This is a genomic window from Bacillus sp. FSL K6-2841, from assembly GCF_037976435.1.
In the GTDB taxonomy this organism is placed as follows: domain Bacteria; phylum Bacillota; class Bacilli; order Bacillales; family Bacillaceae; genus Bacillus; species Bacillus pumilus.
This window is the reverse complement of record NZ_CP150266.1, coordinates 947,182-960,693: the sequence shown is the minus strand read 5'-3', so window position 1 is coordinate 960,693 and position 13,512 is coordinate 947,182. Positions and strand designations below refer to the sequence as shown.

Here is a 13,512-nt window from a genome sequence, read left to right as displayed (position 1 = left end):
GCTCCTGTTTATTCTCCTGAAAAATGTTCTTTCACCATCACAGAGAAGAAAGGTAAAAAGGTGATTTCAACTGTTGCCATAAAATCGTGATAAGCTTCCATTATGATTAAAAGCTCTTTTTCGTTCGGCCGATCCTTTTTGATCTCTACATGCTGCACGGTTTTAAAATCATAGATGCCTAAAACAGATCCATCTTTTTTTCGAACAGCTTTTAACGTAAATTCTTGACTTCCAAGGTACATCGTGACAACAAAGCGCTCGTCTTGATTCTCAAATCGAAATGTCAGGCTTTGATATTCAATAGGCATCCCTTTCTCGAACCTTTCATCAGGCTCCGTTTCAAAAAAAGAAAGCCAGTCCGTTTCATCTGGGAAACGTTTTCCTCGCATGTGTTTCGTTCCCCTCATAAGTGAAATTTTTATTAATTATCCTTTTTCCCCTTTTCTTTTGCAACAAATTTTAGTAATTTTAAAAAGGTGATTTAATTTTGCTAAGAGACCTCTTTATTAATTTAACAATTCTTGTCACTTTCCATTATTTATTTATGCTTGTGTTTAAAGAGAATTTCCTTAAGAAAGAAGATACCCTGCTTAGACAACTATGCAAAGGCATTCTTTCTGGGTTACTCGGTGTCCTTTTAATGTTCTTCTCTATCAAAGCAGGACCAGCCATCATCGATTTAAGACATATCCCCCTTATTTTAACGGCCTTTTACGGAGGCATCGCCCAAACCATCATTGCAGCCTTTGTTGTGATCATTGGTCGATTATTAATCGAAGCCAACGTCGCTTCTTTCATCAATATTTTTTCCATGATGATCATCGCAACTGCTTCTTTTTTAATTGCTGAACGGCATATGAATCATGTTGTGAAAATGCTGTTGTCCATTACGTTAGGTAATGTGATTGCCACAAGCCTATTTATCTTAATCGTGCATGAGACATCATTTGAACTGCATTTTGCTTATTGGATGTTCTCTTTTATTGCAGGATTGTTTAACTTTTACGTCATTGAGCATCAAACAAAAGCATATCAGCTGCTGAATTTATATAAATTCCAAGCTCATTATGATTTTTTAACAGGTGTTTTAAATAAACGGAAGTTCGATGAGGTCTTAAATGATGCTTTTTCGATGAAATTTAAGCAGCCTATCCATCAAATGTCCCTTATTTACTTAGACATTGATTACTTCAAATCCATCAATGACCAATATGGACATCATGAGGGAGATATGGTTTTAAAAGAAATCGGAAAAAGGCTGATCAAAAACACAAGAAGTTCTGATTATATTGGCCGGATCGGCGGCGAGGAATTTGCAGTCTTTCTACCAAATTGTACAGTTGAAAAAACATGGCAGATTGCAGAACGCTTACGGAGAAAAATAGCAGATCAGCCGGTTTATTTACAAAATGGCATGTCCATTCATATTACAGTATCACTTGGGTGTGCGTATTACCCCGGGACAAGTCCAGATATCAAACAATTACCGATTATAGCTGACCAGGAGCTCTATAAAGCGAAGCAGTCTGGCCGAAATCAAGTGAGCTTCTCAAGGAGAAAAAGAGGCCAATGAATATAGGCTTTTTCCTCAATTTGTTATCGCTAATTATTTTTAAAAAAGTTTTCGTATAACAGTTGTTTTTTCCCGCAAACACTGGTAAAGTAAAGGTAATTATTTTTGTTCGTATCATCTTTAAGAAGAAAGTTTTGAAAGAGTTTTCGTCTTTGAAGTTTGTGTAAGAGCAAGAATAGTGAATTTAAGCGTTATGATCGCTTTAGGAGGAAATTTCATGTTAGAAGGTAAAGTAAAATGGTTCAACTCTGAAAAAGGTTTCGGATTCATCGAAGTAGAAGGTCAAGACGATGTATTCGTTCACTTCTCTGCTATCCAAGGCGAAGGCTTCAAAACTTTAGAAGAAGGTCAAGCAGTTTCTTTCGAAATCGTTGAAGGTAACCGTGGACCACAAGCTGCTAACGTTAACAAAGCGTAATTTAAGAGCATCTGCTCTTTAGCACTTTATAGAGTGAAGGAAAACCGCCCGGCTTCTGCCGGCGGTTTTTTTGTGCCATAATAAAAAAGAGAACCTGACGAGAGGTTCTCTTTTTTATTTATCCTTCTGCTTTAGCTTCTGCAAAGCAGAACGATACATATCATCATTCATTTTTGTCTCTGGTTCTTCTTCTTTGACAGGTGGTTCTGGCTGCTTAAACTTTTGAAGCGCCTGTCTATAGAAATCATCTCCAGGCACTCGTTCATCCGTTTGAGGAGGCGTTGACGCTTCCTCTTCTACTTCAGGCTCTACAGGTCTCACCGCAACTTCTGACTCGCTGCGGGCCACGTCAGGCTGATTGGGCACATCTTCATTGATCTCTTTCTTCTCGACCGAAGCGTGTCTAACATTGAATGCTACTAATCCGATAATGACTAGAACAGCAGCTACTAACGCTACAATAATCGTCGCCAAAAGAACCCTCTCCTTATCGCTTAAATGACGCAGTGACTGATGCTACACGTCTTCCTAATGCTTTCCCGAGTTCAATGCCTTCTGTCGAAATCACTTCATCAGAATCAATCGGACATGTCACACCTGCTCCATAGTAAGAGCCGTATAAAGCATTTTCTGGCACATTTCCAGGAAGACCAACGACAAGCATCCCTTGGTGGAACATTGGTGTAATCAAATTATGCATTGTCATTTCTAAACCGCCGTGCGTTGTAGCAGTTGTACAGAAAACGGCACCGACTTTATCGATTAGTTTTCCCTCTGCCCATAGATAGCCAAGACGGTCAATCCATGTCTTTAATCCAGCACTAATGGTCCCAAAGTGACCAGGGCAGCCCCAAATGATTGCATCCATTTGATCAAGCTTGCGAATATCCGCATCTTTTACGTGATCAACGAATACTTCTGCCTGCTCTGTTTCACCTGCACCCGCTGCAATTGCTTCTGCCAGTGCTTTCGTATGGTCACCTTCACTATCGTATACGACATAAATTTTCATGTACGGTCCCTCCACACTTATCTTGCATCTTGATTTGCTTCCTTAGGTGCTGGAAGCAGTGTCATTTCTTGTTTTTTATGCTGCTGATCTTTTCGCTTTTTATCCTTACGTACATCACGCAGGAACAAGCTGAGAATGACACCAGCGGCACAGAATAACGTTACCCACATGTAAGCATCATTGATACCCATTACGTTTGAATCAACCTGTGCTTTCGTAAAGAGCTGGGTAGATACATATTTTTGAGCAGCTTCAGCTGTCATGCCCATATGGTGCATCACATTCGACACAGCCGCCTGGAATGAATTCATAAAGAACGGGTCCGCTGTATTTGTTTGATCCGCCATATTGGAATAATGGAATGTTGTCCGATTCGTATAAATCGTTGTGATCAAACTCGTACCGATCGAACCGCTTATTTGTCTTAATGTATTAGACATCGCTGTCCCATGGCTGTTTAAGTGCTGTGGTAGTTGGTTCATCCCAGCTGTCATCACCGGCATCATAAGGAGTGACATACCGAATGCACGAATTGCATACATGAGCACAATGTGACTATATGATGTATCAATAGTCAGCCTTGTAAACTCAAATGTGGTGACAACGGTAATGAGCATCCCCACAATCGCAAGCGGACGAGGTCCAAATTTATCAAACAAAATACCTGAAATCGGGGACATTATCAGCATCGCAAGTGCTCCTGGAAGCATTAATAGCCCGGATTGCAATGCGGTAAACCCAACGAGGTTCTGCAAATAAATCGGAAGTAAGAACATCCCAGTGTATAAGGCAACTGTAATAATAATATTAATGACACTTGATAATGAGAAAATGCTGTATTTAAACACTCGGAAATCAAGCATCGGATTATCAGCTTTCAGCTGTTGGAAAATAAAGAGAATGATCGCAATCGCACCTACAATAATCGTCGATAAGACGATCGGATCTGTCCAGCCATCACTTCCAGCTTCACTCACTCCGTATAGGAGCGAAGCAAAACCAACGATGGAAAGAATCGCACCAAGGCTGTCCAGCTTGATCTTTTTAGGCTCTACAATATTTCTAAACATAAAGAAAGCCGCGATAATGACAATTGCTCCGATTGGAACAAGTCCATAAAACATAATACGCCAAGAATAATGTTCAATAATGTAACCAGATAAAGTTGGTCCTACCGCAGGAGCAAACATCATCGCAAGACCGAAAATCCCCATTCCTTTCCCTCTGTTTTCTGGAGGGAAAATAAAAAGGATTGTTGTCATTACGAGTGGCTGCAGAATACCGCCGCCGACTGCCTGAATCAAACGGCCGATGAGCATGGTCGAAAAGTTCGGTGCAATCCCGCAAATAAAGGTCCCTAGTGTAAACGAGATCATGGCAACTAGGAATAAACTGCGCTGTCCAAAGCGTGTGATTAAAAACGCAGATAACGGAATCAGCACACCGTTGACAAGCATATAACCTGTTGTAAGCCACTGAATCGTCGTTGCACTCACATTAAATTCAGTCATTAAATGGGGCATAGCTACGTTCAGAAGTGTTTGGTTCAAAATCGCGACGAACAAGCCGGCCATTAAAATGATCAGTAAAGACAAGGAGCCTGCTCCCTGTTTTGTTGCTGCAGGTTGATTTGCCATCTCAGACAACCTCCTTTCATTTTTTGATATCAATCATCATTAAGATGAAATTTTGACAGAAGCATTCATACCAGGAAGTACTTTGTCTGATGGATTTTTAATTGAAATTTTCACTGCTACTTTTTGTGTCACTTTTGTATAGTTACCACTTGAGTTTGTTGCTGGCAGCATGTTGAATGTTGAATTTGTCGCATAACCAATTTGTTCAACTGTTCCTTCAAATGTTGTATCAGGATCACCATCTACCACGATGTCGACTTTGTCGCCTTTTTCAATGTTTTTAATATCTGTTTCTTTGATATTTGCTGTGATGTAAAGCTTGCTTAAATCAATCGTTTCACCAAGAACTGTACCAGGCTGCACTTGTTGATTATTTTGTACTTCTTTTTTGACTAATGTGCCATCAGCCACTGATTTAACGTTTGTTTTTGTTTCTCCTTCAACTTTTGCAACAGTGCTGTCTTTTTGCACTTCGTCACCTTCATTGATATCCCAGCCTTTGATTTGTCCAGCTGCTGGTGCTGTGATTTGATACATGTCACCTGTTACTTTCGCCTCGTCAGTTTTGACAAAATTTGTGCTTTCGTAGTAGTAATAAGCACCTCCGGCAATAATGGCAAGAATCACAATAAGGCCAATAATGTTCGTTAGCAATAAACGCCCTCTGTTCATGTTTTGTTTCTCCTTTCATGTATAAAAATATAGTGTCATCTGCTTTAGCAAACTTAGAATGCCCATCATCTGACAGAATATGAAGTAAGCTCATAAAACTGTTATTTCCCCTTCATCTTCCCCGCATGAATAATGGTGTGCAGCCCATTTATACTTATTGTTCACTCATGAGCAAAGAGTAGAAAAAGAAGAAAAGAAGATCGGCATCTTTTTTGAAAAACTTATATTTAACAAGATTAAATATTAATAAATGAAAATTGAAATGTCAAAGAGAAAGTTTTACTTTTTTTCTGGTGATCCCTTCCTTCTCCATACAAAAAACCCTTCAGCCCTTATACTGAAAGGTTTTTTTTAATGTGCTATTTACGAAAGAACTTCTTCCTGCTGAAAAAATTTTTTTAGGGCGAGAAAAACATCTGATTTTTGCTTCAAAATATAATGCTTAAATTTCTCATCCTGTATATGCTTATATGCTGACATTAATGTGGAATGACGGTTGTATTGATTCACTTCTCCATAACAGAATAAGTTGGCTTTTTTCATAATTTCAGAAACAAGTTTCACGCACCGTGCATTGTCTGAGGTCAAATTGTCTCCATCAGAAAAATGAAAAGGATAAATATTATATCGTGACGGCGGGTAACGTTCGTCTATGAGCTCTAGCGCCTTTCGATAGACAGAGGAGCAAATCGTCCCCCCGCTCTCACCGCGCGAGAAGAAATGCTCTTCATCTACAACCTTCGCCTCTGTATGATGGGCAATAAATTCAATATCGACCGTCTCATACTTTGTCCGTAAGAAACGTGTCATCCAAAAGAAAAAACTTCTCGCCATATATTTTTCCCAAAGTCCCATACTTCCGCTCGTATCCATCATTGCCAAAACGACGGCTTTCGACTCTGGTTTGGTCACTTCATTCCACGTCTTATATTTGATATCCTCTGGGTAGATTGGATAAAAGGAAGGACTGCCTGTCATTGCATTTCGTTTAAATGCTGACAGCATCGTTCGTTTTTTATGAATATTCCCTGTTAACCCGGTTTTGCGAATATCGTTAAACTCAATTTGCTCGACAATGATGTCGTCAAGCTCCTTTTGTTTAAGGTTTGGCAGCTCTAATTCCCGAAACAGCGCTTCCTCAAGATCCATTAATGAGACCTCAGCTTCGTAATAATCCTCTCCAGCCTGATCTCCTGCGCTCTGCCCCTTTCCTTGCCCTTGCTTACTGTCTGATCCATCACGTGCGACAATATCGCCTACCTCGCTGTCTCCATCGCCTTGACCCACATGCTTATTTTTATCGTAGTTGTACCGAATTTTATATTCATCTAACGAACGAATTGGAATTTTAACAACATCTTTTCCATTAGACATGATAATGCTCTCTTCTGTGACAAGATCCGGCAAATTGTTTTTAATCGCTTCTTTGACCTTTTTCTGATGACGCTGCTGGTCGTCATAGCCTTTTCGATGGAGGGACCAGTCTTCCTGAGATACAATAAACTGACTTTTTTCTTGCCGGGACATCCATCCCCCTCCTCACCTGTTTGCACTATTCTTCTAACCACCGATTCCTTTATCTTATGCTGCTCGTCACCCAAGTTGACGGTCATTTCTAAAAAAGACATTACCGGTGCAGGTGCGCCAATAATGCCTCCTTCATTTATTAACGATTGAGAAGACTGCCTACATATTTTAAAAGTTCATTTGCACTTGTTGAATTATAGCCATGTTCATCAATTAATCTAGCCACTACTTCATTCACTTTCTTCAGCTGCTGTTCATCCGGTGTCTTCGTTGACGTCGTGATTTTTACCACATCTTTTAAATCAGCAAACAGCTTCTTCTGAATCGCCTCACGCAATCTCTCATGAGAATTATAATCAAAGCGTTTGCCCTTTCTCGCATAAGCCGAAATACGAATCAGAATTTCTTCTCTGAAAGCCTTTTTGGCGTTTTCAGAAATCCCGATCTGCTCTTCAATTGAACGCATAAGCTTCTCATCAGGATTCATTTCTTCACCGGTTAATGGATCACGCAGCTTGTTTTTGTTGCAATAGGCCTCGACATTATCTAAGTAATTATCCATGAGCGTTTTCGCTGACTCCTCATAGGAATACACAAATGCCTTTTGTACTTCCTTCTTCGCAATATCGTCGTACTCTTTTCGCGCAACAGAAATAAAATTCAAATAGCGCTCCCGGTCCTCGCTTGAGATAGATGGATGCTGATCGAGCCCTTCTTTTAACGAACGAAGGACATCCAGCGCATTGATAGATTCCATATTCTTCCTTATAATGGTGGAGGAAATGCGGTTAATGACATACCGCGGATCAATTCCGCTCATCCCTTCATCATGAAATTCCTTTTTCATCTCATCAATATCAGCAGATTGGAAGCCCTCGACACTTTCTCCGTCATACAGACGCATTTTTTTCACCAAATCAATATCAGAACGCTTCGGCTCTTTGAGTCTTGTCAAAATGGAGAACATCGCTGCCACCTTCAGTGTATGCGGGGCAATATGCACACCTGCGACATCACTTTCTGAAATCATTTTATGATAAATGCGTTCCTCCTCTGTTACCTTCAAGTTATAAGGAATTGGCATCACAATAATTCTTGAATGCAAGGCCTCGTTCTTTTTATTTGAAATAAATGACCTGTACTCGGTTTCATTCGTATGAGCAACGATCAATTCATCTGCACTAATCAAGGCAAAACGGCCTGCTTTAAAATTTCCTTCCTGTGTTAATGACAGAAGATGCCATAAAAATTTCTCATCACACTTTAACATCTCCTGAAACTCCATCATCCCGCGGTTTGCTTTATTGAGTTCTCCATCAAAGCGGTAGGCCCTTGGATCTGACTCTGATCCAAATTCAGCAATGGTTGAAAAATCGATGCTCCCTGTTAAATCAGCAATGTCCTGAGATTTCGGATCAGACGGACTAAAGGTACCAATACCGGTCCGTTTATCCTCTGAGAAAAAGATCCGTTCAACCCTTACATCCTCAATTCGTCCGCCATATTCCTCTTCCAGCCTCATCGTATTGAGAGGAGACAAATTCCCCTGCACACGAATGCCATACTCTCTATAGAAATCCTCCCGCAGATTTTGCGGAATAAGATGAAGCGGATCTTCATGCATTGGGCAGCCTTTGATCGCATAGACTGCGCCATTATCTGTCAGTGAATATTCTTCTAGTCCTCTTTTCAGCCTAGTAACAAGCGTAGATTTCCCCCCGCTCACTGGTCCCATCAATAACAAAATACGCTTCCTCACATCGAGCCTCTTGGCAGCAGGGTGAAAATATTCCTCCACTAATCTTTCGAGTGATTCCTCTAATCCAAAAAGCTCCTGATCAAAAAATTTGTACGTTCTGACCCCATTCTCCTCTTCAATCCCGCTGTCTTTAATCATATGATAAACGCGAGAATGAGCAGATTGAGCGACAAGTGGATTTTCCTTTATTATGTCTAAATACTCGCCAAATGTGCCTTCCCATTTAAGACGCTGCTCTTCTTCTCTGTGCTGTTCGATTTTCTTTAAAATATCCATATGAACCTCCTCTTTCAAGATTGAAGCAAGTAATCAGATACTGTTTTACAATCTATGCGGAGGCGTCCTATTACATGCTTTCGTTCTTCAAAATGACGAATTGGCAAACTGAATTGACAACCATCCGCAAGACCCTTCATAATAAAGGAAAAACAGGAGAAAAATGATCTTCTTCTCCTGCTTTTCAGAGGCGAACTTCACATCATATGAAACAGGCAGCGATCGAAACAAAGGGATAAGGGGGAGCTTATATGAGAACGGTCATTATGATGGGCGTCATCATTACGTTTTTAGTATCCATTTTCACAGCTGGCTACGAAGGCAAGCCTGGTAAATGAAAAAAAGGATGTTCCATTAGCGGAACATCCTTTTTTCATTTAGTTCGTTGTTTTTAGCACCTGCATATTCACTGTATTTCCTGATACCTGAATGGACGTAAAGTCTTGCGTATCAATCACAGGTGTGACGGCACGACTGTCTAATGTAATGTCAGTAAAACGAGTAGAGAAGTTCGCACGAATATCTTTCCGGTAGATATCGTCAGTCACTGCTACTGTGGACAGTAAGTTCCACTTCGTCACAGAGCCAATGTTTGAGTTTTGGATTTCCGTGATGATACGCCCGGTATAACCAACATTATTTGTCCCCCAGAACGTTGCTCTTGTATGTCCATTCAAGTTTTTGTAAATGGTCATTTGCACAGTACTTCCAGGCTTAAATCCTTTTGTATACGTAAAGTCATTTTTCCCTTCGATATATGTCTCTTGATTATTTGCTCCTACTTTCATCGTAGGTTTCCACACATTATAAGTTGAACTGTATTGAAGACCAATATCCGCTTCCTTTGATCCTGTGAACCCAGAATAAATATAAGCTGTCCCATTTGACACACTTATTGCGGAAGGGAGTTGAATCTTTGTGACCAATATAGATCCATTGCTATTGATATAAGTACGCCCGCCGATACCTTTCGATAGTTGCGCTGCTTCTATTTCCTGCGTTAGAGAGAGACCTGGGATACTGACTGGAATCGTCCCCATTAAAATAGCTGAACTAATGGCACTAGTGATCAGTAGCTTTTTCATCTCATTTTTCCTCCTAATGGATTCATTTTTTGAAAACGTTATCACAATCTATCATACTACCTATTTTTTTACATGTCAAAAAAAGTATAAAAGTGTCGTATTTTCCTTCTTTTTGTTTCTTATTTCATATAAAAAAGCCGAGATGAGTATCCCGGCTTTCATGATGACCTTAAATCAGATCACGGTATTGCTGCTGGCGAAGTGCCTCATACACAAGAATTGCTGCCGTATTCGATAGATTCAGAGAACGAACATGTTCTGTCATCGGTAAACGAAGACAGCGGTCCATATTCCGCTCGATCAAATCCTTCGGCAATCCACTTGTCTCTCTGCCAAAAACGAAGAAATAGTCTTCATCTAGCTGAGAGTAATCAAATGTCGTATGCGGCTTTTGACCAAATTTTGTAATATAGAAGAATTGTCCCTTCGGATGAGCCTCAAACAATTCATCAAGCGAGTCATGATAGACCACATTGGCATATTTCCAATAATCGAGTCCTGCACGCTTCAGCATTTTATCATCTGTCGAAAAACCAAGCGGACGAATCAGATGAAGGGTTGTATTTGTTGCTGCACATGTACGCGCAATATTTCCAGTATTAGCTGGAATCTCTGGTTGATATAAAACGACATGAAGTCCCAAAAAAGTTCACCTCTAATTTTCTTTTCCGCTCAACATTATACCATTAACTATCCTTTGCGGCATCGTCCAAAATGTGAAAAAACATATAACGAATAGCTGGTGTATAGGCGGTCGAATCCTCATACGACCAATAACGCATACGACTGTCATATGTCTGAGCATTCACAAGAGGCATCCCGCCTTTATCGTGATCGACGACAATGGTTGTATGATTATACCTGCCATCTCCCTCAAAATCGTAGCAAATGACATCACCAATTTGAAGCTCCTGCGCTTCTTTCAGTTTCTTTGCTCTTAAACCCGCTTTCGAATTCGCTAAATAATTTTTCATCGAATGAGCTACTGTCCAGCTATAGCTCCACGTATGCGGCCTCACCCACCAGCCAGATCCACGGTTCGGATATCCTCTCGTTGGCGCATTCCCTGCCTTTAAGCATTGTGAAATAAAATTTGTGCAGTTATCTTCAAAATTTTTATAGGCAGGATTTCGTTTATTCCAGTACGTCTCCGCATATTGCACGGCTGCCCGCCGGTCATAGTGAAAGGCTCTCCCAAATTGTTCTTCGGTCTGAAAGCGCTCATCCACTTGCTCTTCCATTTGACGTTCTTCTATCATCAATCGATCTTTTACAAGCATGTCGTTGTAAAGGAACGCTTCTCTTTTTTCTACCTGTTCCTCTAAATAAAAAGAATCGTCTACATCCTTGCATACATAAGTGAGATGAGCGAGATACTGCACATGCTGAGCACCGTCATCCTGAATCGATGAATCTAGGAGTGTTGCTTTGGCTTTTGCTTTGACAATCTCCACCTGTCTTCTAGCAAAAAGCTCTTTTTTCCGTTCGACTGCTTCCACATCAGACATCAGCTGCGGCTGTTTGATTGCACTCCCATTTAATAAATAACCAAGCCTGTCTTCTAATGTTTGCTCTAATAATTGTTTCACACAGACACCACCAAACTTTTTTTAAAATCTCTGTTTGGTTCATTCTATGTTCATAGGGATGTTATTTAGTATTTAAAGGTGTCTGTAAAAGATCCATCCCTTTAACAATTTCTTGTTTCGCTTCTTCATCATTTTCCCGCTCAATGGCTTTTTCCAGCTCTGGGAGCAGCTCCACATCACCAATTTTCCCTATTGCCCAAGCAGCCGTGCCCCGAATAACAGGCCGCGGATCCTTGTGCATCAAATCAATCAACACGGGTAAGGCAGATGTATCTTTAAAGTGTGCAAGTGCCAAAATCGCATTTCGCTGAATCGGCTTTTTCCCCCGCCATGAACCTGAAACATGACCGTATTTTTCCTTAAACTCGCGATTACTGATCGTAAGAAGCGGCTTTAAGAGCGGCTTCGCAATTTCAGGATCCGGCTCCATTTCAGGATGCAGGTGAAAGTCCTTCCCTTTATTGATCGGGCAGACTATTTGGCACGTATCACACCCATATAAACGATTTCCTATTTTCGAACGAAATTCGTCAGGCAAAAATCCTTTTGTTTGCGTTAAAAAGGAAATACACCGTTGAGAATTCAGTTGTCCTGGATTCACAAGTGCACCAGTTGGACATGAATCTACACATTTATTACACGTTCCGCACTGATCTTCAATTTTTTCATCCGGTTCAAATGGGACATTTGTGATCATTTCAGCCAAATACACGTAAGACCCAAACTCTGGCGTGATAATCATACAGTTCTTCGCACTAAAACCTATGCCAGCACGTTCCGCTACTGCACGATCGGACAGTTCCCCTGTGTCCACCATTGACTTTGTTCGTATATCGGCATGTTTGCTTCGCAAGAATTCTTCGAGCATATCGAGCTTTTTTTTCAACACAACATGATAGTCTGTTCCCCAAGAAGCACGGCAAAAGATCCCTCTTCTTGCATCCTTTGTACTTCGAGGAGCATCTTTCATTTTGGAAGGATACGCAAGCGCTATCGCAACAATTGATTTGGCCTTCGGAAGCAGCAAAGAAGGGTTTGTTCGTTTTTCGATATCAGGCTCTTCAAAGCCTGACAAATACCCTAACGATTCATGTAAGATGAGGCGGTCTTTTAATGAATCAAATGTATCAGCACTTGCAAATCGGATTTTATCAACACCAATTTCTTTAGCATATTGAATCAATTCTTCTTTTAATTCTCCAACATGAATCACCTTGCAAACCTCCTTTCTTTGTTTATTCTATTGTTTTCAGTATAATACGAGTGTATCATGACCGATTGGAGTGAGTCACTGTGAAGATACATATGGAAATTTCTCATCCTGAAAACCCGTCTATCCATGTTGGACAGATTGAATATTCGCATATTGAAGTTGGCACTTCCCCGCAAATGTTAAAAGGCAGGCTCCGCCTGTTTCAAGAATCTTTATTTTTTGAATACGAAGATAAAGTCTTAGAAGAAGTACCAGCAATCAAAGAATGGATGGATCTTTTAAAAGACATCCCTTTCTTGCCAATTCTTGCTGATATCCAAAAAGAACAATTTATTGACTCGACCAATTCCGTACAGGATTTGTCGATCTTTTTCTCTTTAAAATATTTCTTGCCTATCCTGACATTCGATGCTGATCGAATAGAAGAGCCGCTTTCACTAGCAAAACATGAGAGAGGTCACATTGAATGGCAGGACAACGCACGACTTAAGGGATTATTTTCTCAACCAAGTAAAGCTCACATTTCTCAAGAAACAAAAAACATTTTGCAAATCATCCTGTTTCCGCCATCTATTTCCCGGGAAAAGAGTGAAGCTCTCATTCAATCCTTGACGAAGATGTTTGTACAAATACATGGTGGAGAAAGTAAATATGAACTTATTGAAAAAGCACTGTAGCTTGACAGTGCTTTTTCACATTATACTGACATAATAAAAAACGCAACACTTCGTTTATCTAAGAAACGAAATAC

Annotated in this window: 14 protein-coding genes; 3 read left to right on the top strand and 11 right to left on the bottom strand. The window is 40.4% G+C overall.

The window, feature by feature from the left end; genetic code table 11:
* Positions 1-8: 8 nt before the first annotated feature.
* Positions 9-389, bottom strand: a complete 381-nt coding sequence (locus tag MHH68_RS04680; RefSeq protein WP_061407201.1) for a hypothetical protein — start codon at positions 387-389, stop codon at positions 9-11.
* Positions 390-487: 98 nt separating this feature from the next.
* Here MHH68_RS04680 and MHH68_RS04675 point away from each other — a divergent pair, with 98 nt between their 5' ends.
* Together MHH68_RS04675 and cspB are read left to right on the top strand one after the other, a co-directional pair.
* The gene (locus MHH68_RS04675; RefSeq protein ID WP_268498200.1) at positions 488-1,573 is read left to right on the top strand and encodes a diguanylate cyclase; all 1,086 of its coding nucleotides are present in this window, start codon (positions 488-490) and stop codon (positions 1,571-1,573) included.
* Positions 1,574-1,790: 217 nt separating this feature from the next.
* Positions 1,791-1,991 carry a cold shock-like protein CspB gene (gene cspB, locus MHH68_RS04670; protein WP_003212277.1) on the top strand — a complete coding sequence of 67 codons (201 nt, stop codon included), beginning with the start codon at positions 1,791-1,793 and terminating at the stop codon, positions 1,989-1,991.
* Between the two features lie 114 nt (positions 1,992-2,105).
* Here the strand turns inward: cspB and MHH68_RS04665 are convergent, their stop codons facing one another.
* From MHH68_RS04665 to queG, 10 genes are all read right to left on the bottom strand, one after another.
* Complete coding sequence (locus MHH68_RS04665) at positions 2,106-2,465, bottom strand: hypothetical protein (protein WP_268498201.1); 360 nt, start codon at positions 2,463-2,465, stop codon at positions 2,106-2,108.
* Between the two features lie 13 nt (positions 2,466-2,478).
* Entirely contained in the window at positions 2,479-3,003 is a 525-nt protein-coding gene (locus MHH68_RS04660) for a flavodoxin family protein (protein WP_012009378.1), read from the bottom strand.
* A 17-nt stretch (positions 3,004-3,020) separates the two neighbouring features.
* The gene (locus MHH68_RS04655; RefSeq protein WP_058014459.1) at positions 3,021-4,640 is read right to left on the bottom strand and encodes a DHA2 family efflux MFS transporter permease subunit; all 1,620 of its coding nucleotides are present in this window, start codon (positions 4,638-4,640) and stop codon (positions 3,021-3,023) included.
* 39 nt (positions 4,641-4,679) lie between these two features.
* On the bottom strand, positions 4,680-5,312 hold the full coding sequence (locus MHH68_RS04650; RefSeq protein WP_058014460.1) for an HlyD family efflux transporter periplasmic adaptor subunit: 633 nt from the start codon (positions 5,310-5,312) through the stop codon (positions 4,680-4,682).
* 363 nt (positions 5,313-5,675) lie between these two features.
* Positions 5,676-6,839 carry a sporulation protein YhbH gene (gene yhbH / locus MHH68_RS04645; protein WP_003211440.1) on the bottom strand — a complete coding sequence of 388 codons (1,164 nt, stop codon included), beginning with the start codon at positions 6,837-6,839 and terminating at the stop codon, positions 5,676-5,678.
* Positions 6,840-6,978: 139 nt separating this feature from the next.
* Positions 6,979-8,874 (bottom strand): PrkA family serine protein kinase, encoded by a 1,896-nt coding sequence (locus MHH68_RS04640; RefSeq protein WP_058014461.1) that lies wholly within the window; start codon positions 8,872-8,874, stop codon positions 6,979-6,981.
* A 377-nt stretch (positions 8,875-9,251) separates the two neighbouring features.
* The gene (locus MHH68_RS04635) at positions 9,252-9,959 is read right to left on the bottom strand and encodes a YrpD family protein (protein WP_339165346.1); all 708 of its coding nucleotides are present in this window, start codon (positions 9,957-9,959) and stop codon (positions 9,252-9,254) included.
* A 169-nt stretch (positions 9,960-10,128) separates the two neighbouring features.
* A complete protein-coding gene (trmL, locus tag MHH68_RS04630; protein WP_003211950.1) occupies positions 10,129-10,602 on the bottom strand; it encodes a tRNA (uridine(34)/cytosine(34)/5-carboxymethylaminomethyluridine(34)-2'-O)-methyltransferase TrmL in 474 nt (157 codons plus the stop codon).
* 43 nt (positions 10,603-10,645) lie between these two features.
* Positions 10,646-11,548 (bottom strand): amidase domain-containing protein, encoded by a 903-nt coding sequence (locus MHH68_RS04625; protein ID WP_061407193.1) that lies wholly within the window; start codon positions 11,546-11,548, stop codon positions 10,646-10,648.
* A gap of 61 nt (positions 11,549-11,609) precedes the next feature.
* Positions 11,610-12,758 (bottom strand): tRNA epoxyqueuosine(34) reductase QueG, encoded by a 1,149-nt coding sequence (gene queG / locus MHH68_RS04620; protein WP_268498221.1) that lies wholly within the window; start codon positions 12,756-12,758, stop codon positions 11,610-11,612.
* A gap of 83 nt (positions 12,759-12,841) precedes the next feature.
* Here queG and MHH68_RS04615 point away from each other — a divergent pair, with 83 nt between their 5' ends.
* A complete protein-coding gene (locus MHH68_RS04615) occupies positions 12,842-13,438 on the top strand; it encodes a hypothetical protein (RefSeq protein WP_260850314.1) in 597 nt (198 codons plus the stop codon).
* The last annotated feature ends 74 nt before the right edge of the window (positions 13,439-13,512 follow it).